Source organism: Spirosoma aerophilum (genome assembly GCF_054782495.1).
Window position 1 is genome coordinate 35,368 of sequence record NZ_BAAGSJ010000017.1, and the last position, 17,796, is coordinate 53,163.

A 17,796-nucleotide genomic window follows, 5' to 3' on the forward strand; every position below is an offset into this window, starting at 1 on the left:
CTGGTCTGCTTTGTCTAACTCACAAATCGGGTGAAAACCTGCCTCAGCGATGAAAACGATCAAGTGGAGTGGAGTTATGGCTGGTCTGCTTTTAGGTGTAGCCAGTATTAGTTTCGGACAGGTTTACGGACCCGGCAACGGCAATCGTCAATCATATCCAAACGATAACGGGTACAACCCAAATTACCCCAACGGGTATGGCAACGGTCAGAATTATCCGAACCAGTCTTACCCAAATGGATACAATAACGGCTACGGCCAGCCTTATCCGAATGGTTATGGGCAGGCATACCCAAATGGCTACGCTTATGACCAGTATGGTCGGCCTTATCCGGTGCAGCCGCCCGTAGTGATTGTACCGCCCAGGGTAGTGATCGTTCCACCACCACGGGTTGTGTATGCTCCTCCGGTTATTGTGCGGCCGTATGGCGGTTATGGAGGATACGGTTACGGCCATCGGGGCGGCCGGGGCGGCTACGGTCGCCGTTGGTAAGGAGCAGTTTTGCAACTGCTCAAGTCAATTGGTAGATTGGTTCAATACATTAATAATCAAAGAGAAGATCATGAAAACGATAAAAGTATTGCCCTTGTTTGTGGCTGGTTTATTGGCTGTTCTGATGACCAGTTGTGGGCCTTCTTATGTTAGTACAGGTGTTGGCTACGGCAACCCTGGTTATTATGGCGCCCGCCCCTATTACGGCGGCTACGGGTACAATCCATATGGCTATTACCGCCCACCTGTAGTGGTTCGTCCGCCGGTGGTGGTTCGTCCACGGTATTATTCACCGTCACCCCGTTATTACGGCGGTAGCCCACGCGGTGGGTACAATGGGGGTCGAAGTGGAGGAGCCTATAGTGGCGGCAACCGTTCACGCGGACCAAGGTAATTTTTGGTAAGTAATGGCGTGAGTGAAATGAGTGGAGTCGTCAAGTGGTGGAGTAAGGACTGTAATGTCAACTATGCTACCACTTAACGACTCCACTCATTTCACTTATTCTACTAACCCGTCAATAACCAATTAAGCCGGCCAGGAGAAAGGCTTGCCAATGTGAATGGAATAATCGCCGGATTCGATCAGGGGTTTATCGTCGGTCGATAGGTTGTAGAGATAGATCCAGCAGTCGGCGGTTTGGTGGTTGAACTGAACAGGAATAATGGCCCGAATGTATTCGGTAGGTTGTTCGAAGCCTTCGCCAACCCCTTCGTAGTAATCGAGGTAGGTTAAAATGGCGGCTTTCTGGTTGCTGATGTCAAACACGGAACCGTGCACAAGACTTTGGCTATCTGGCTGGTAAACAGCGCCGGGGTAACTGCCCATATCGAACGACTGGCCGGTAAACGAGCCTTCACCTACATAACGACCGCGTTGCCGGAGGTACTGCGAAAACGTGTTATCGAAAGGAGGGCGGAGGGTCCCGTAAACGATCAGGAAGTCAGGTGTATGGGTCATCTAATAAAAATAATAGAGCAGCGCGACGAAAATAGGCTTTTTGACGTTACATATGAAATTGCCGGGTCATGAAAAAGACAAAAATCCTCCTGCTCATGGCTGCCTCACTGGTTTTAACGACCGCTCCGCTGGAGACAATGGCAGCTAAACATACCACAGAATCAACGGCCATTGGTCGTAAGCGAAAGGGCTATAAACAAAAGCGTGGAGGTCTGTTTAACACCGGACTTTTCCGCAAGAAAAACGGCTGTGGCTGCCCGAATCATTAAGCAATTGTTAAGAAATTGTACTTATAACAGAGTCAGGCCCTTACATGGGCCTTTTTTCGTTAAATTAGTTGTAAAAATCTGTGTTTCAGCGTAAAATTTCGTACCTTTGCGGCTTGAAATAGCTGAACCGTCCGGTTACCCGGTAGAATTTATTTGATTTTTCATGGTTTTCATGACGACTTATAAACGGGTTCAGGGAAATACAACCAAATCATGAAAGTCAAACGAATCAGGAAAATCCGGGTTCAGACAACATTTGTATGCAATCAATTCGCAATATAGCAATCATCGCCCACGTTGACCACGGCAAAACGACTCTGGTTGACAAGATCATCCACGCATCGAAGCTCTTTCGGGACAATCAGGAGTTTGGCGACCTGATTCTGGACAACAATGACCTCGAGCGTGAGCGGGGCATTACCATCGTTTCTAAAAACGTATCGGTACGCTACAAAGACGTTAAAATCAACATCATCGATACACCGGGCCACAGTGACTTCGGCGGTGAAGTTGAACGCGTTCTGAAAATGGCTGACGGTGTGTGTCTGCTGGTCGACGCCTTTGAAGGGGCCATGCCGCAAACACGCTTCGTATTAGGCAAAGCCCTTCAACTGGGTTTGAAGCCAATCGTAATTGTGAACAAGGTCGACAAAGAAAACTGCCGGCCCGACGAAGTACACGAACAGGTATTTGACCTGATGTTCAACCTGGGCGCTACCGAAGATCAGCTGGATTTTCCAACTGTCTACGGTTCGTCGAAGCAGGGCTGGATGGGTCCGGATTGGAAAACCCCAACCGACAACATCACGTATTTGCTCGATACCATTGTTGAGAACATCAAGCCGTCGCCAATAAACGAAGGCTTACCACAAATGCAGATCACATCGCTGGATTATTCGGCCTTCGTTGGTCGGATCGCCATCGGTCGCGTGCATCGCGGTACGCTGAAAGAAGGGGCTAATATGGGCCTTATCAAGGCAGACGGTACGGTAAAACGGGTGAAAATTAAAGAACTTCAGTCATTCGAAGGTCTTGGAAAAGTTAAGGTAGCCGAAGTACAATGTGGTGATATCTGCGCCGTTACGGGTTTGGAAGAGTTTGAGATTGGCGATACACTGACCGATCTTGAAACCCCGGAAGCACTACCCCGCATTTCGGTGGATGAGCCAACAATGAACATGTTGTTTACCATCAACAACTCCCCGTTTTTTGGCAAGGAAGGTAAATTTGTCACGTCGCGTCACCTGCGTGACCGTCTGTACAAAGAGATTGAAAAGAACCTGGCCCTGCGTGTAGAAACGACAGATAGCGAAGATCGCTTCCTGGTCTATGGCCGGGGTATTCTTCACCTTTCTGTGCTGATCGAGACCATGCGTCGTGAAGGTTACGAATTGCAGGTTGGTCAGCCTCAGGTGCTGTACAAAGAAGATGATAATGGCCACAAACTGGAGCCAATCGAAACCCTCGTGGTCGACGTTCCGGAAGAAACGGCCGGTAAGGTAATTGAGTTGGCAACCCAGCGTAAAGGGGAATTGCTGATCATGGAGCCGAAAGGCGATCTGCAACACCTGGAATTCGATATTCCATCGCGTGGTCTGATCGGTCTGCGTTCCAACGTCCTGACGGCTACTTTCGGTGAGGCTGTCATGAGCCACCGCTTTAAAGAGTATCAGGAATACAAAGGACCAATCCCCGAGCGGATCAACGGTTCATTGATCTCGATGACCAGTGGTCAGGCAACGGCTTACTCGATTGACAAGCTTCAGGATCGTGGATCGTTTTTCATTGAGCCGGGAGACGAAATTTACACGGGTCAGGTTATTGGCGAACACAACCGTCAGAACGATATTGTTGTCAATGTAATTACCGCCAAGCAGCTGACAAACATGCGGGCTTCGGGTTCGGACAACAACGTGAAAATTGCGCCGAAAATCTCGTTCTCACTTGAAGAGAATATGGAATACATCCAGAAGGATGAGTACCTGGAAGTAACGCCGAAGTCGATGCGTATTCGTAAGATCTACCTCGACGAGAACGAGCGGAAACGCAACCAGAATAAGTTTGCTATGGCTTAATTAGTATTTGGTGGAGTCGTGACTGGTGAAGTAATAAACCAGTTCACAACCCCCTGATAGCTTTGACACAAAAAATCCCCTTCGACCTGGTCGAAGGGGATTTTTTGTGTTGATGTAATGTCAAAAACGGATCAACTTGTATGCTGCCAATCTTGCAACTACAGCAAAAATGAACGAGTATGGTTGAGCGAATCTCTAATCTGGCAGTCGAATGGCGAAGGCAATCGACTGAAGTTGAAAAATACTAATTAGAGAAAGCAAACGCTGGCAGCGTTTTGAACGAAAACAATGATGCTGGCGAAGCGGGTGTATTGGGAGCCGCAAAACCTGTTTGTTGCGGTTTGGGTCCTAACGTAGCTGCCTGTTGATGAACATGGTAATATCCAGCTATAAACAGCGAGCCGCCAATAAGTGGGAGAACAAATTTTTTCATAGTCAATTGAGTACTAGTTAAGTATGAATGGTGTATGAATTATATTATGAACATTGGTTAGCCGCCGATTGTTTTAGAAAGCGATTCCTACCCGGAAACACATTCTGTTATAGATTCGGTGCTCATCTCGTTGAACATCACTCCAAAAAAGTGGCTTTTCGACGTCCAGAGCCTGCCTTTTATAGCTTACAGACATAACGAAGGCATTTGATGTCGGCTTTCCTATGCGTAAAGCTACTCCGGGATTAAGCATCCAGCCACCATTTATTTCGTAACCGGTAGAGCTTTTGTGTAGAAAAGTAAGACCGTATCCAACATCAGCTATAGCTAGTAGACGCACATTCTTATTTAAGTCACTAATCAGATCATAACGAAGTCCGGCACCAACGGGCATAACCAGTGCAGCCTTGTACCAATCGATGCCCACCAATCCACCCACAGCCAACTGCCGATTTAGCTGTACGCCATTGAATGTCTGGGCCGTAAAGCTGAGCCGGTTTTCGACTGTTTGTGCGGCTGCCGTACCAAAAGCCACACGTCCAAACAAACCGCCAAACTCCGTGTAATTAACATACGTTCGTTTGTGTAAGCTGGATTGAGCACATACCCCTGAAAAAACGAACACGCTCGCAGCGATGAGAAAAAGTCGGTTCATATCGATGCTTAATAATAGGTTGGACGGCTGATCGGAATATGGCTGAGCTGGCGCAACTGACGCGGGTTCGTGGTGTCGAATTGATAAAACCCATCCTTACCAATGAGCAGCAACGATTTCTCCAGCGGAATAACATCGTACGCGTTTAAATTCTCGATGTGCTGTAATAAGTTTCGGTCAATGTTCATCACATCGGCTATATCGAATGATTTGAGGCCGTAAGCGCCTTCGCAAATGAAAAGATTAGGGTAAGACACCCCCAGACCGTGCGGGTTGCGCATGGGGTAACTTTTAAGCAGCCGTGGTCTTAACAGATTCGACACATCCACTACATCCAGTTGGTTGGTAAAACCGCCACACTGATTGCCCGAGCGAAGGGTTACGTAGGCAATGTCGTTATGAACGACCACCGGGTCGCACACGCGGGCATGCTCGAAAACAGACAGTAGCGTTGGCTTTTCCGGGTTGGCATTGTCATAAATGTGCATACCCGACTGTGAGCCGATAAACAGCTTGTCGTTATACGGAAATATGGTTTCAATGCCCCAGCCCAGTTGTACGTTGTTGCCCAGTTTTGGCGCTGCCGGGTTCTTAATATCGAACAACTGCATAGCCGTTTGATTAACGGTGTACAGGTAATTGTTATACAGGGCAAACCGCGCCATGGAACCAGCCACGCCGTTTGTCGTTGCGCTGCCAGATTTGTCGGAACTTAAAGAAGCCTGGGCATTAAAGAAAACGCTCATTACCCAGTTGTTGACAGGACTCACATTTTCTTCGCAATTAGTGTCAATCGTTTCGGTAACGTAGCTGACCTTCTGGTCATAGACAATCTGATTGCCGGCATCGAAACTCCACCAGCCTCCTTCAAACGACCCATTTGGGAATACGTTCGGCACCCGATTAACAACCTGAACCGCCGATGGATTGCTGATGTCGAACGCAACCAGATCCATGTAGCTATCGGCATATAGAATGTTGTTGCGAATGGCTATATCACCATTGCCCGGAATCCGGACAAACGCAACGGGTTTTGGCGCTGCCGGGTTGCGGTTATCGATGATGTGAATGCCCTCCTTCAGCTCGTTTATGAATAGAAACTGATCTTTGGCATAAATTTTACCGGGGTTTGTCAACGCACGTGCTGGCTCCGTCTGAATGCCCTGCCGGAGCTGTGTAACGGTAAACGTAACGGGCGAGTAACGACGAAAAGTGCGGGTTTCTTTGCATTGGTCCGTGCAACCCGTGAGGGAAAGCAAGGGTAAGACAAGAAGGAGAAGTAGACGGTTCGGTTTCATAGGCAAAAATGGTAAGGTTTGCCTATATGATTCGTTAGCCTAATAAAGCGTTGTAAGTCAGGTAAAAAAAATTGCCCGGCTGTCCTGATTACGGCCGGGCAATATTGATCTTACACAAAATTCTAGCAATTATTAACGTTGATATTCGTAGGTCGATCCATCGGCAATGACCGCTCCGATGGGCGTTCGCTCGGATAAGAATAACTTGTTATCGGCCAGACGGAAGTTTTGCTGAGTCGAGTCGGCCTTGAAAAAGATCAAGCCTTCATGACTACCACCGTTTGGGAAAGAGATGGAATACGGGCTGGTTTTTATGGGTATCCCGTTGCGTACTTGCCGGTAGTTGCCACTCATGTCGGCATAAGCGCCAAATGTCAGGGATTCAGTATATCCGGCTTCGGCAGCTGTAACGGTTTTTTGCGACAGGCCGTACGTGATCTTCGTTAAGAGCCAGTCACCGGCAATGGGTGATGGCGGAAAAACGCAGCCACAATCTTTGTGTTCACAGCCGAGGATCAGACCGATGGTCAGGGCAATAATGAGGTTAGTTTTTCGGAGTGCCATTGTCACAAAGGGTGCTTTCGTTCTGGTCATCATGAATTTGTCTTAGTTGGGTCGGCGATTTTGCCAACGAACAACACGGTTCCGGATGTCTTCTCATGAATGACAAAGACAAAAGGACGGTCGCAAAGCGTGGGCATCTGGACCGAGGTTACGGAAATGCCTGAGCTGGTAACCGCGGCTGCTTCGGTCCCTTTTTCATCCACCGCCACAAAGGTATTTTGCTTGATGAAACTCAAGGTAAGACCGCCCTGTGCATTGATCTTTGTAAAGTCAGCGCGGTTTGTGAATGCCGTTGGCATACCCAGCGTATTCAGCACGTTGTTTAGTTTGATTTCGTAATTCAGCGTGAATTTTGGTAACCCAATATCCAGTTTTCCTTTGGTCATGTCTTTCTGCAATTGCACCCAGTCGGTACTGGTCAGTGAATTAAGCAGATTGTCGGCTGTGGTGTTGGCATTGGGCAATAACACCGTCATGGCGTAGTTGCCGGAGCCGTATGGCAGTTCAAACGCCTGAAAAGTTGGTCGGTTTGCCTGGTTCAGTTCTGTATTGAGCCGCATCATACGGACGGACGTAGTGGCGTCGGTTACGAGTCGGAACGGGGCATCGATGGTTTTTGCGGCATCAAACTGGGTTTTCCAGTCGCCCTTGAAATAGAGCGCATTCAGCAGAAACATCACGTTGTCGGGCTGTATCTGGTCGATGACCTTCGGAATCTTTCCATTCGTTTTCTGGCTGGCCCAACTGTTAATTGTGCCAACGGTTGCCGGGTTGTTAAAGTCCTGAGCTGAAATTTCGGCTTGAAACGTTTGTTTGAGCAAGTCCTGGAACGCGCTTTCAACCGGAAATGAATTCCTGTACCAGACCGAGTTCGCCAGGGTCAGGGTTACCTTCGGATCAACCGCCGGCAAGTTTGTCATCAGGTTCTGATAGGTGGCGTTGGCCTCGTCCAGTGTCTGGCTGTCGAGTTTCAGCGTTTTTTGGATCTCCTGAGCCGTCGGGCCATTGGCGCCGTTCAGGATCATGCCCAGCGCCATATGCAGACTCAGCGGAGAGATAAATATGTTTCTGGCGGGGCCTTCCTGTGTGTTTACCTGTTTGGCCAGATCAAAGGCGAACTGTGTCGTTTGATCGGTAAAAGGAGCGGAAATCCGTAAATCACCCGCCGATCCGGGCGGAGGGGTAACGGTTGAGGTCTGGCAACTAACAGCGGTGAGCAGGAGTCCGGCCAGAGTTGCGGTCGTTATGGAAAAAAGAGTCGTTTTCATAAACATCCTGATTTGTATATGCCGGTCTATGGCCCGAATTCACACGGTCCATAGACTCGTTTGGTTATTTACACTCGTCAAAGCGTTCCCGCTGGCTACGCAGCGCACTAACCAGCGATTCAAAACCCGGAATCGTCTTACCATATTCAAACGTAACGCGATGCCGTTGATCGCCGGATTCTAATTCGATGTACTCTGCTCCCCCATCGGCACAATCGGGGCAACCCAGACGCTCGGGAATTTTTTTGAAGGCGTCCGGATTCACAAGATCTCTCAGCGAATTCCAGCTTTCCTGACTAATGGTCGTCTGGCAGGTTTTCGTCGGGTACTGTGTTGGGTTGTTGTTGCTGGTGGTTGTAAGCGTCAGGTCAACGCCGGTAAGCACATAATCTTTCTGACAGTAACCGGCGCACATACCAAAGGACGTGCCCGTTCGGATAATAGCCCCATCCGGCAGGCGTTCGCCCGAAACAGCACCGGGTGTGCAACGACCCAGAACCGCCAGAACGAACAGGAAAATGCCTACTATTTTCATGACTTTAATCGACTAAAAGTGATAATCAACGCCGACACTCATGCCCGTTGATGTCGGGCGACTTTGTACCTGCGTGTCGGCCTGGGTGCCCGATTCCAGTGCTGGCTGATAAACACCCGCCAGCGAGGCTGACCATTGGCGCGTGGGCCTATACCGTAGCCGGGCTCCCATGGTTGCGGCCAGGGCAACGGGTCGGTACACACCGTCTTTGCTGGTAACAACAAGCGACTCACCAACCGTGTTTCGAACAAACACATTGGCCAATAAACCACCTAAAACGGCTACACTGAGCTTTTTGCGTGGGCGCAGCTGGTAGCCTACCTGAACGGGAACCTGCACAAACTGAAAATTATTGCTGATAGCCTGCGTGGGTTGATTGTCGTAGGTGGCCAGCTGATTCGAACCAGCAGATACATTAGCGTAGCTCATCTGGGGAACACTGTTTGCCAGATTCCGGGAATGCATGCTGTTTCGCAGGGCGTCAACGTAGGCATTCGTTGCAGACGAATTACGGTTTGTCAGGAAATCCATCTGACCCGATATCGAAGCCGTTGCATAGCCCGGTGCTTCTACCGTCGAACGCCCTGACAGGTACCCAACTCCCGATTCTATCGACCAGCGTTCTGAAAGCTGAACCCCCGCACTCGCCTGATAGGCCACCGAGAAGTTCGCCTGACTATTGACCGATGCCTGCTTCGTGCCGGCAACCAGCGACGTAATGGTATTCGCCATGACGGCGGGCTGCGCAGACCGTAACGAAACGGACGGGTTAAATGAGGTCGGCATCATACTGACCGACGCCCACATTTCGCGGGACTGGCGTTTAGACTTCGTGTTTTCCGGCTGTTGGTCCAACTCGGCGGGTCGGGCCCATACAATGCGCTGAATCGTACCGGGGCGACGCAGACGAAGCGGCTTTCCCGAAAGTAAAGTATACGCAAGCTGCCCGTTGGCTTCATCGATCTGCCGGAAAGCCGGGCCATCAGCCAGAAAAGTGGCTTTTGCGCTGGTCGGACTGGCGGACGCGAAGGACGCCGACGAGCGCGACGACGCTGCCGACTGCGACAACGCCAGTTGGTTCATTGCCGTTTGGCTATCCATCAGGTCGATTGGGTTGAGTGATTTCGTAGCGTTCTGGTCTGCTGGTTTCAGCATCTGTTGCGACGGCTTCATTGGCAGCATGGCTTTCTTTTGCGGGCTGGTCGTCAAAGCCACCGCATCACCGGGTGCGGGCTCCACAACGCCGGTCGATGGCAATGGTTGCTGCGTGGTGGGTTTGTCGACCGGGTGCGTATCCGCCATCGGCTGAGTCTGGGTCGCCTGTGGCCCCTGCGCTATCGACGGCGCGTCGGCATCGCCGGTGGTTATCCACCAGCCAACGAGCAGCAGGGCCATGGCGGCAGCCAGACCTATCCCCCACCTCAACGGACGTGATGAAGCCAGACCCGTTCCCCAAAGCGGGAGAATCTTCGGGCTGTCAGACTCATCCAATCGCTGTTCTATAGACGCCCAGACGCGTTGAGGAGGCATTTCGGAGGCCTCCTCAAAGGTCTTTCGCCAGAAATCGTCCGGTAAGTTTTTATCTAATTCGTCCATTTTAGTAGCATTATTCAACGTGGGTTGCCTCAGGTGGGTATCCATCGGCAAGCCGCTTGTCCGTTTGTATCTTTTGTTGTAGTAAAGTTCTTGCGCGTGAATATTGGGATTTGGATGTACCCTCGGCTATGTCGAGCATTTCGGCTATTTCCGGGTGGTTATACCCTTCAATAGCGTAAAGATTAAACACCATTCGGCAACCGGGGGGGAGTTCCTGAATCAGTTGCAGCAGGTACTGGTAGTTCAAGGCGGGCAAGCTTTCATCGGCCTGCGGCAGCATTGGTGCCAGATCCTGCACATCGGCGGTGTTTTCCCACGGCTTCTGCTTGCGTATAGCTTTCAGGGCGGTATTAATGACAATTCGTTTCAACCAGGCTTCCAGCGGGCATTCGAACCGGAAGCTGTCTATATGCTTATAGATCTTGACAAAGGCATCCTGTAAAACATCTTCTGCTTCGTCGGGATCACGTATGTACCGCTTACAGATGACAAAGAGCTTCCCGGCAAACCGCTCATAGAGCTGTCGCTGCACAATTCGGTCCTGCCGTCGGCACCCTTCAACTAATTCGTATTCATCCCGCATAACTACGTTGACAACACCATGACCTCATTGACCGACAAAGGGTTGTAAGCCATGAAAAAAAAATCTTATTTATACCTCAACACCATATTTGCCCATGACTGCATACGTAACGCGTAAGGGTGTATCCCTGATATAGCGTTCCCGACACTAGTTTTAAGTTAGTTAATGTTGGATATTTCGCAGATATGTATCTTTGGTAACCTAATCAATAACCAACTATGAATCGTCGTGATGCGTTGCGGGTTTCCTTCGGAGCTGGCCTGACAGCACTGACCTACCCGATATTTGCAGAAACAAAATCAAACTCCTCCCGATTCAGGATTGGTGCCTGCGACTGGTCAATTGGTCCGGCGGGCGATATAAACGCCTTTGCCGTTGCCAAAACGATTGGTCTGGATGGTCTGCAGGTAAGCCTCAACACAGCATCTGACTATGAACACCTGCGTAAACCGGATGTTCAGCAGGCGGTGAAAGAAGCGGCTCGCCAATCGGGGGTTCAGATTGGCGGCCTGGCCATTGGTATGCTGAATCAGATCCCCTATAAGTCCGATTCGCGCACCGAAGCCTGGGTGCAGGACAGCGTAGACGTGGCCAAAGCCCTTGGGGTTAAACACGTGCTCCTCGCCTTTTTCTCCAATAACGATTTGAAAAACGATCCGAAGGGCACAAAAGTCGTTATCGACCGCCTGAAAGCAGTGGCACCCAAAGCCGAAAAGGCGGGTGTGGTGCTGGGTATCGAATCGTGGCTGTCGGCACCCGAGCATCTGACGATTCTGGATGCCGTTGGCTCGCCCGCCGTGAAAGTATATTACGATGTTTGCAACTCATCCGACATGGGCTACGATATTTTCAGCGAAATTCGATCTTTGGGTAAAGATCGAATTTGCGAAGTCCACCTAAAGGAAAACGGCTACCTGCTCGGTCAGGGGAAGGTCGACTTACTTAAAGTTAAACAAGCTCTGGACGACATTGGCTATACTGGCTGGCTGCATATGGAAGGTGCCGTGCCGAAAGGAAAACCAATGTTGGAAAGTTATATAGAGAACAACAAAACCGTGCGATCACTATTTGTTTAATTCGCTAAACTGGCGCGGGCATTCGCCCGTGCCCATCAATGTAGCGAGCATAGGCTCGCATGTAGAGTACAGACACGGGCGAATGCCCGCGCCAGAACGCATTTGACGTTTGACTTAAATTATGAAGGCAACTTTTTCGCTGAACCCTGTTCCAGTCGTTCTGACAACGCTTGGTTTTCTATACCTGGCCGGGCAGACTTTTCGCCCTGATATACCACTTAGTACGTCAGCACCCGGTGCCGACCCGTTGCGACAGCATAGCCTGGTTGTTGGAGCCGATTCCAATACGCTCTACCTGCCCGACGATCTGGAAGCGACCCTCTGGGCAGAGGCTCCCATGTTCTATAATCCAACCAACATGGATATCGACGCCAAAGGGCGGGTCTGGATTACGGAAGCGGTCAACTACCGGAAGTTCAATAATAAACCGGACACCCGGCTCGACCACCCTGAAGGTGAACGCATTGTGATTTTGGAAGATACCAACGGCGATGGCAAAGCGGATGATACCAAGGTGTTCGTAACGGATCCTGATCTGGTATCGCCCCTGGGTATTGCCGTTATTGGCAACAAAGTTATCGTCTCCTGCTCGCCTAACCTGGTCGTGTACACCGACGAAAATGGCGATGACAAAGCCGACAAGAAAGAAGTGATGCTAACGGGCTTCGGCGGCTTAGACCACGACCACGCGCTCCACGCAGTGGTGGCCGGACCCGACGGCAAATACTATTTCAACACCGGCAACGCGGGTCCGCACACCGTGACGGATAAAGATGGGTGGACGCTTCGGTCAGGAAGTTTGTACGTTGGCGGAACCCCCTACAACAAAGCCAATCAGGGCAATCAGGTTAGCGACGACGGGCGTGTCTGGACCGGTGGAATGGCGCTGCGCATCGATCCGGATGGCGGAAACCTGAAGGTGATGGCGCATAATTTCCGCAACAACTACGAAACGGCGCTGGATTCGTACGGAAACATGTGGCAGAACGACAACGACGATCAGGTGGTGGCGTGTCGTACCAGTTTTCTGATGGAAGGCGCCAATGCCGGGTATTTCAGCAGCGACGGTACACGCTACTGGCAGGGCGACCAACGCCCTGGTCAAACCATTCCGGTTGCCCACTGGCATCAGGAAGACCCCGGTGTGATGCCCGCTGGTGATATTTCCGGCGCAGGCTCCCCCACCGGCATGGTCGTTTATGAAGGCGATGAACTGGGCCCAAAATACCGGGGTATGCTGTTAAGCGCCGAAGCCGGACGCAACGTAATTTTTGGCTATAAAACGGAGCCGCAGGGGGCTGGCTATCAACTGGTCCGCAGCGATTTCATCAGCACATTTCCCGAAGTAGACCCCAATTATAAATGGGATGCCGCTACAGCCGATACCCGCAAGTGGTTTCGCCCCAGCGACGTGACCGTTGGTACGGATGGTGCTATTTACATTGCTGACTGGTATGATCCCGTAGTGGGTGGGCACCAGATGAAGGATGCTAAAGGGTATGGCCGTATTTACCGAATTACGCCCAGGGGTAAAAAGCTGAAAACACCCAAAATAGATCTCCGCACGACCGATGGTCAAATTGCGGCTCTGCTAAACCCGGCCGTTAACGTTCGGATGCAGGGCTTTGCCGCACTGGTTAAGCAGGGCGAAAAAGCTGTTGAGCCGGTTATGGCCTTACTCACGTCCACAAATCCATATCACCGGTCGCGGGCGATTTTTCTACTGGCTCAACTCGGTGCCGAAGGGCAATATGAAGTGACGCGTTTGTTGAAAGCTGTCGATGCACCGGTTCGGATCGTGGCGTTGCGGGCATTGCGAAGTATCACGCCCGAAAATTCTAAATCCATTCCGGCCCTGACCGCCGGACAGCGGACGCTCCTGCCAATCCTGGGCAACCTGTCGCTGGATCGCAGCCCGGCAGTTCGGCGGGAAGTCGCCATTGCGCTACGGGATGTGCCTTATGACGACTGCCGGTTTATGCTCATGAATCTCGTAAAAGGCTACGATGGGCAGGACCGCTGGTATCTGAATGCGCTTGGCGAGGCCGCCGAGGGTAAAGAAACGCCCGTTTTTGCTGAACTCCAGAAAACTATTCCCATCGATCCGCTCCAGTGGGATCAGCGAACCGCCAATATCGTTTGGGAACTGCATCCACCCGCTGCCGTTTCTCTCCTGAAAAAACGCGCCGAAAGTGCCTCGCTTTCTGCGGAGGCCCGCAAGCAGGCCATCGTTGCATTAGGCTTTATCAAGACTCCGCAAGCGGCCACGGCTATGGTTGATTTATCGAAATCGGCGGATAAAGAAATAGCCGACCAGGCGATGTACTGGATGGGTTTCCGACGCGGGAACGACTGGGCCAAATTCCTGAACTGGGAAGAGATCATGCCCACAAAAGTGTCGGCTGTCGAACAGAAGATGTTGGCTAATCGGCAGATTCTGCTGGATGAATATAAAACCGACGCCGAAAAACGAAAAATCGCCCTGGAAATGGCCCGTGACCCAGAAGGCGGTCAGATTCTGGTTGGGCTGGCCGCTGATAAAAAGCTCTCAGAAAAGCTGATAAAAGCCGTTACACCAACGATTCTGAAAAATCCGGACCAGACCGTTCGCACTATGGCGAAAGAATATTTCTCCGTTAAACAGGAAGTCTCCCCTCCTGTCGAAACGGCCTCTGTTGTCGAAAAACCCATGCAGGCCGCTGCCGCCGAACCAGCCGTGGCGAAACCCGCTGAAGTTATGGCAAGCACCAGCTCTGACCCTGCCGTTGCGCAAATTGCTATGTTGACGGGCAGCGAAAAGTCCGGACGTTCGGTTTTCCAGGCGAACTGTGCGACCTGCCATAAGCACGGGCAGCAAGGAAGTGACGTAGGGCCGGAATTGACGCAGATTCACCAGAAGTTCGATAAGAATGGCCTGATCGACGCCATTGTGCACCCCAGCGCGGGTATTGCCTTCGGGTACGAGCCGTGGCTGATCACGACCAAAAAAGGACAGACCTTCTATGGCTTTCTGGTGAGCGATAACGATCAGGCCGTTGTGATCCGGGGCATCAAAGGGCCCAAGCATACGATTCCCGCTGACCAGGTATTCTCGCGTCGTCAGTATAAAACCAGCCTCATGCCCGACCCGGTTGCCATGGGACTAAACAACCAGCAACTGGCTGACTTAGCGGCCTTCCTGCTGAAGCAGTAGAATAGAACGCAGATGTTTATGGTTGGTAAGATTGCTTATGATTGAATTAAGGGAAACCAGGCGGTTTATCGACTGAAGTCACAAGCAATCTTAGTAATCATAAACATCTGCGTTCTATTTATTTCACGACATACCCTGCCTTCTTCAACTCAGCGGCTGTGAGGTTAATAATATTCACATCCAGCTTAATCGGCTCTAGGGGCGTATCGGTTTTATCGGTCTTGACGGCCACAATGGCGTCCACCACGTCCATACCCTTAAACACCTGCCCGAACACGGTGTATTTATCGTCCAGGCGAGCCAGCCCTTTTTTGTTCTGCACAATATAAAACTGGCACCCTGCCGACAGCATTTGCGGGTTATCATCCCGCCCGGCGCCCACCGCTCCATATACGTGCCGTATCGTCGGCACAAATTCCGGTTTTAGCAGATAAGGAGAATCCGAAAACCCGGCTGGTGTATCGGGGCAGCCGCCCTGCGCCACAAAATTGTTGATGACCCGATTGAAGGTTAGTGTATCCCAGTAATTGGCCTTCGCCAGTTTCATGAAGCTGGCCTTATGGGTCGGCGTTTCGTCATAGAGCCAGAAAAGAATCTCGCCTTTAGGCGTTTTTATCTGCCCGACGGGGTAGGTTTTGGTCGGTGCAGGTGGTGTAGAAAAAGAAGTAAGAAATGCTAGCAGCAGAAGCAGTGTAGGCATGATTGAAGAAGGTAACTGTTTAGGTTGTGTAAGTGATGAGAATCAAGCCATTGATAAGATACGGATTACTGAACCACTTTATACATCATGCCATCTGATTTGGTCATCAGGTAAAGTTCACCAGCGGCATCCTGGCCAATTCGGAAATCGACTTTACTGGCTTGGCTCAGTTCTTTCAGAGTGGTGGGCTGACCATCCAGCCTGAGCGGAAACTCATGAATGGTGGCCTGTGAGCCTTCTTTAATCTCGTTCAGATTGACGTAGAAGACCCGACCCCGAACGATTTCGCCGAAAATGTATTTTCCTCTCAATTGTGGAAGTTGCTTTCCCCGGTATTCGAACCCACCCATAATCGCGTTGCCCTCGTCGTGGTCGAACTGAGCTGCTGGATAGGTGTAACCATAGCGGGCGTCATGTTGGGGTAAAGGATATACGCTGTTGACATTAGCGGTCGAGTCAATCAGAAAAGTGCCTTCCCGGTCGGGCCACCCGTAGTTTTTGCCCGGCTTGACCAGATACAACGATTCGATCTGCCGCTGACCGATATTGGAAACCAGCATTTTTCCGTCTGAAGTCCACGAAATTCGATTGGGATTGCGAAAACCGGCCGCATACACTTCGTCCAGCCCATCTTTACCGACAAACGGATTGGTTTTGGGAATGCCGTACTGCCCGTTTTTACTCGTTCGGCCGGTGGGGTTTATGCGGAGGACTTTCCCCCAGACGTGGTTTTTGTTTCGGGCAATGAACGGATAGCCTTTCTCAACGGCCCCGCCATCGCCTATGCCAATGTAGAGCAACCCATAGTCGGGACTGTTGGGCGTTGCATACGGATTGAACGCAATTTCCTGCATACCATGAATCTGATCGACCACGTTGACCCGGAGCAGTTCGCGTGGCTTCCCGGTCAATACGCGCGACCGGGGGTCTGTGACTGTCCACTCGTTAACCACCCATTGCAAGCGGACGGGAATGCTGTCGGCATAGGCAAAGTCGGCCTTTGCGGAGTTTTTGGGTTCGGTGTGGGTGGTATAAACGAGCCCATTTTTGGCATAATCCGGGTGGAAGGCGAAACTACCCAGGCCCGTTGCCAGACCGGGCGTATTGATGAAGTTCTTGAAATGTTCCGTAACATCAAAATACACATCGGGCTGGTTGCTGGCCGTCAGGATGTAGATTTTGCCCTGCAGATCGGCCACCATCGTTTCCTTCGTGATCGGATGAACACCCATCTTGTTGACCCGGGTGCGGGGCTGCGTTTTGTTCGTAAACGGAAACTGAAGAACTTTCTGCAGGTTCAGCGCAATCGGTGACAGAGCTATTGTAGGAACAATCGGGTTTTCCAGTGCCGTTTTCCCGGAAGAAACAGGCGCGGCCGGGGCGGGTTTTTCAAGAATGTAGGCAACCAGATCGTTGAGTTCAGTAGCCGACAGGTGCTTGAAATCCGGCATAACGGTGCCGAATTTTTTGGCTTTGTCGAGTGCCCGCGCCACGCGGGCATCGATCTGAGCTTTGGGGCTTTTAATAAACTCGGTCAGGTAATGTCGATCGACAACATCTTTCAATCCACCCAGTTGAGGGCCAATGCCATCCTGCTTGAAATTATGGCAACCGGCACAATTAGCGTCGAAGAGTTTTTCGCCGGTACGTATGTCCTGAGCAATAGAAGACGCATTGGGCAGGGTTATGGATACTGAAAAAACAATAAGCCGACAAAGCACTGCGAAAGATGTGTAGCGGAACGGCTGCATACAGGAAGTAATATGATTTGTCTGATGAGAAAACGTTTGGGTCGGCTGCTGTAAGTTGACGACCGTATTAGTTAACAAAGCCTATTGGCGGGTCTTATCTAATTCTTTACCGTAAACTATTTTATCTGAGCAGTAGGTATATTGAACACAGAGGCACAGAGAACACAGAAAATGGATGCACTCAATAAAAACTGTCGTGTGCTGTGGGGTCAGTTTCATAAAACTGACCCCACAGCAAGAGGTGCCGCGCAACTACGGCCGGTTAGCGACCCCGGCTTACAGCACAAAGCACTCGCTCTGTTCAACAATATTTTTCCAGACAGCGTCCATGCCTTAAATCAACCGCTCG

The 17,796-nt window shown here is 50.8% G+C and carries 17 protein-coding genes; 6 read left to right on the forward strand and 11 right to left on the reverse strand.

Features of this window, described 5'->3' with window-relative positions; translation table 11 throughout:
• Positions 1 to 49 precede the first annotated feature (49 nt).
• Together ACYVK4_RS22400 and ACYVK4_RS22405 are read left to right on the forward strand one after the other, a co-directional pair.
• Positions 50 to 493 carry a hypothetical protein gene (locus ACYVK4_RS22400; RefSeq protein ID WP_461129797.1) on the forward strand — a complete coding sequence of 148 codons (444 nt, stop codon included), beginning with the start codon at positions 50 to 52 and terminating at the stop codon, positions 491 to 493.
• A complete protein-coding gene (locus tag ACYVK4_RS22405; protein WP_461129798.1) occupies positions 399 to 887 on the forward strand; it encodes a hypothetical protein in 489 nt (162 codons plus the stop codon). Before ACYVK4_RS22400 ends, ACYVK4_RS22405 begins: the two co-directional genes overlap by 95 nt.
• 132 nt (positions 888 to 1,019) lie before the next feature.
• On the opposite strand, the gene ACYVK4_RS22410 is transcribed toward ACYVK4_RS22405, so the two are convergent.
• The gene (locus ACYVK4_RS22410) at positions 1,020 to 1,451 is read right to left on the reverse strand and encodes a gamma-glutamylcyclotransferase family protein (protein WP_461129799.1); all 432 of its coding nucleotides are present in this window, start codon (positions 1,449 to 1,451) and stop codon (positions 1,020 to 1,022) included.
• Positions 1,452 to 1,519: 68 nt separating this feature from the next.
• On the opposite strand from ACYVK4_RS22410, the gene ACYVK4_RS22415 reads away from it, so the two are divergent.
• Entirely contained in the window at positions 1,520 to 1,720 is a 201-nt protein-coding gene (locus ACYVK4_RS22415) for a hypothetical protein (RefSeq protein ID WP_461129800.1), read from the forward strand.
• Between the two features lie 260 nt (positions 1,721 to 1,980).
• Entirely contained in the window at positions 1,981 to 3,795 is a 1,815-nt protein-coding gene (gene typA, locus ACYVK4_RS22420) for a translational GTPase TypA (protein ID WP_461129801.1), read from the forward strand.
• Between the two features lie 244 nt (positions 3,796 to 4,039).
• On the opposite strand, the gene ACYVK4_RS22425 is transcribed toward typA, so the two are convergent.
• The 8 genes from ACYVK4_RS22425 to ACYVK4_RS22460 all read right to left on the reverse strand — a co-directional run bounded on the left by ACYVK4_RS22425 (position 4,040) and on the right by ACYVK4_RS22460 (position 10,727).
• A complete protein-coding gene (locus ACYVK4_RS22425) occupies positions 4,040 to 4,228 on the reverse strand; it encodes a hypothetical protein (protein WP_461129802.1) in 189 nt (62 codons plus the stop codon).
• A gap of 73 nt (positions 4,229 to 4,301) precedes the next feature.
• Positions 4,302 to 4,883, reverse strand: coding sequence for a hypothetical protein (locus tag ACYVK4_RS22430; protein WP_461129803.1), 582 nt, complete (start codon positions 4,881 to 4,883; stop codon positions 4,302 to 4,304).
• Between the two features lie 8 nt (positions 4,884 to 4,891).
• A complete protein-coding gene (locus tag ACYVK4_RS22435; protein WP_461129804.1) occupies positions 4,892 to 6,181 on the reverse strand; it encodes an LVIVD repeat-containing protein in 1,290 nt (429 codons plus the stop codon).
• Between the two features lie 132 nt (positions 6,182 to 6,313).
• The gene (locus ACYVK4_RS22440; protein WP_461129805.1) at positions 6,314 to 6,778 is read right to left on the reverse strand and encodes a hypothetical protein; all 465 of its coding nucleotides are present in this window, start codon (positions 6,776 to 6,778) and stop codon (positions 6,314 to 6,316) included.
• Positions 6,775 to 8,013 carry a serpin family protein gene (locus ACYVK4_RS22445; RefSeq protein WP_461129806.1) on the reverse strand — a complete coding sequence of 413 codons (1,239 nt, stop codon included), beginning with the start codon at positions 8,011 to 8,013 and terminating at the stop codon, positions 6,775 to 6,777. The genes ACYVK4_RS22440 and ACYVK4_RS22445 overlap by 4 nt, the downstream gene beginning before the upstream one ends.
• A gap of 64 nt (positions 8,014 to 8,077) precedes the next feature.
• A complete protein-coding gene (locus ACYVK4_RS22450) occupies positions 8,078 to 8,548 on the reverse strand; it encodes a hypothetical protein (RefSeq protein WP_461129807.1) in 471 nt (156 codons plus the stop codon).
• Between the two features lie 12 nt (positions 8,549 to 8,560).
• Entirely contained in the window at positions 8,561 to 10,144 is a 1,584-nt protein-coding gene (locus ACYVK4_RS22455; RefSeq protein WP_461129808.1) for a hypothetical protein, read from the reverse strand.
• 10 nt (positions 10,145 to 10,154) lie between these two features.
• Positions 10,155 to 10,727, reverse strand: coding sequence for an RNA polymerase sigma factor (locus ACYVK4_RS22460; RefSeq protein WP_461129809.1), 573 nt, complete (start codon positions 10,725 to 10,727; stop codon positions 10,155 to 10,157).
• 218 nt (positions 10,728 to 10,945) lie between these two features.
• Between ACYVK4_RS22460 and ACYVK4_RS22465 the strand changes: the two genes are divergently transcribed.
• Complete coding sequence (locus tag ACYVK4_RS22465) at positions 10,946 to 11,803, forward strand: sugar phosphate isomerase/epimerase family protein (RefSeq protein ID WP_461129810.1); 858 nt, start codon at positions 10,946 to 10,948, stop codon at positions 11,801 to 11,803.
• Positions 11,804 to 11,924: 121 nt separating this feature from the next.
• Positions 11,925 to 14,996: a PVC-type heme-binding CxxCH protein gene (locus ACYVK4_RS22470; RefSeq protein WP_461129811.1), complete on the forward strand. Its 3,072-nt coding sequence runs from the start codon at positions 11,925 to 11,927 to the stop codon at positions 14,994 to 14,996.
• Between the two features lie 118 nt (positions 14,997 to 15,114).
• Here the strand turns inward: ACYVK4_RS22470 and ACYVK4_RS22475 are convergent, their stop codons facing one another.
• Entirely contained in the window at positions 15,115 to 15,696 is a 582-nt protein-coding gene (locus tag ACYVK4_RS22475; RefSeq protein ID WP_461129812.1) for a peptidylprolyl isomerase, read from the reverse strand.
• A 65-nt stretch (positions 15,697 to 15,761) separates the two neighbouring features.
• On the reverse strand, positions 15,762 to 17,447 hold the full coding sequence (locus ACYVK4_RS22480) for a PQQ-dependent sugar dehydrogenase (RefSeq protein WP_461129813.1): 1,686 nt from the start codon (positions 17,445 to 17,447) through the stop codon (positions 15,762 to 15,764).
• Positions 17,448 to 17,796 lie beyond the last annotated feature (349 nt).

Bases quoted from the DNA above. Each gene is read 5' to 3' on its own strand.
- ACYVK4_RS22435 (WP_461129804.1), bottom strand. From the start codon at position 6,181: ATGAAACCGAACCGTCTACTTCTCCTTCTTGTCTTACCCTTGCTTTCC.
- ACYVK4_RS22400 (WP_461129797.1), top strand. From the start codon at position 50: ATGAAAACGATCAAGTGGAGTGGAGTTATGGCTGGTCTGCTTTTAGGT.
- ACYVK4_RS22480 (WP_461129813.1), bottom strand. From the start codon at position 17,447: ATGCAGCCGTTCCGCTACACATCTTTCGCAGTGCTTTGTCGGCTTATT.
- ACYVK4_RS22425 (WP_461129802.1), bottom strand. From the start codon at position 4,228: ATGAAAAAATTTGTTCTCCCACTTATTGGCGGCTCGCTGTTTATAGCT.
- ACYVK4_RS22405 (WP_461129798.1), top strand. From the start codon at position 399: ATGCTCCTCCGGTTATTGTGCGGCCGTATGGCGGTTATGGAGGATACG.
- ACYVK4_RS22465 (WP_461129810.1), top strand. From the start codon at position 10,946: ATGAATCGTCGTGATGCGTTGCGGGTTTCCTTCGGAGCTGGCCTGACA.
- ACYVK4_RS22470 (WP_461129811.1), top strand. From the start codon at position 11,925: ATGAAGGCAACTTTTTCGCTGAACCCTGTTCCAGTCGTTCTGACAACG.
- ACYVK4_RS22445 (WP_461129806.1), bottom strand. From the start codon at position 8,013: ATGAAAACGACTCTTTTTTCCATAACGACCGCAACTCTGGCCGGACTC.
- ACYVK4_RS22450 (WP_461129807.1), bottom strand. From the start codon at position 8,548: ATGAAAATAGTAGGCATTTTCCTGTTCGTTCTGGCGGTTCTGGGTCGT.
- ACYVK4_RS22430 (WP_461129803.1), bottom strand. From the start codon at position 4,883: ATGAACCGACTTTTTCTCATCGCTGCGAGCGTGTTCGTTTTTTCAGGG.
- typA (WP_461129801.1), top strand. From the start codon at position 1,981: ATGCAATCAATTCGCAATATAGCAATCATCGCCCACGTTGACCACGGC.
- ACYVK4_RS22410 (WP_461129799.1), bottom strand. From the start codon at position 1,451: ATGACCCATACACCTGACTTCCTGATCGTTTACGGGACCCTCCGCCCT.
- ACYVK4_RS22455 (WP_461129808.1), bottom strand. From the start codon at position 10,144: ATGGACGAATTAGATAAAAACTTACCGGACGATTTCTGGCGAAAGACC.
- ACYVK4_RS22460 (WP_461129809.1), bottom strand. From the start codon at position 10,727: ATGCGGGATGAATACGAATTAGTTGAAGGGTGCCGACGGCAGGACCGA.
- ACYVK4_RS22475 (WP_461129812.1), bottom strand. From the start codon at position 15,696: ATGCCTACACTGCTTCTGCTGCTAGCATTTCTTACTTCTTTTTCTACA.
- ACYVK4_RS22415 (WP_461129800.1), top strand. From the start codon at position 1,520: ATGAAAAAGACAAAAATCCTCCTGCTCATGGCTGCCTCACTGGTTTTA.
- ACYVK4_RS22440 (WP_461129805.1), bottom strand. From the start codon at position 6,778: ATGATGACCAGAACGAAAGCACCCTTTGTGACAATGGCACTCCGAAAA.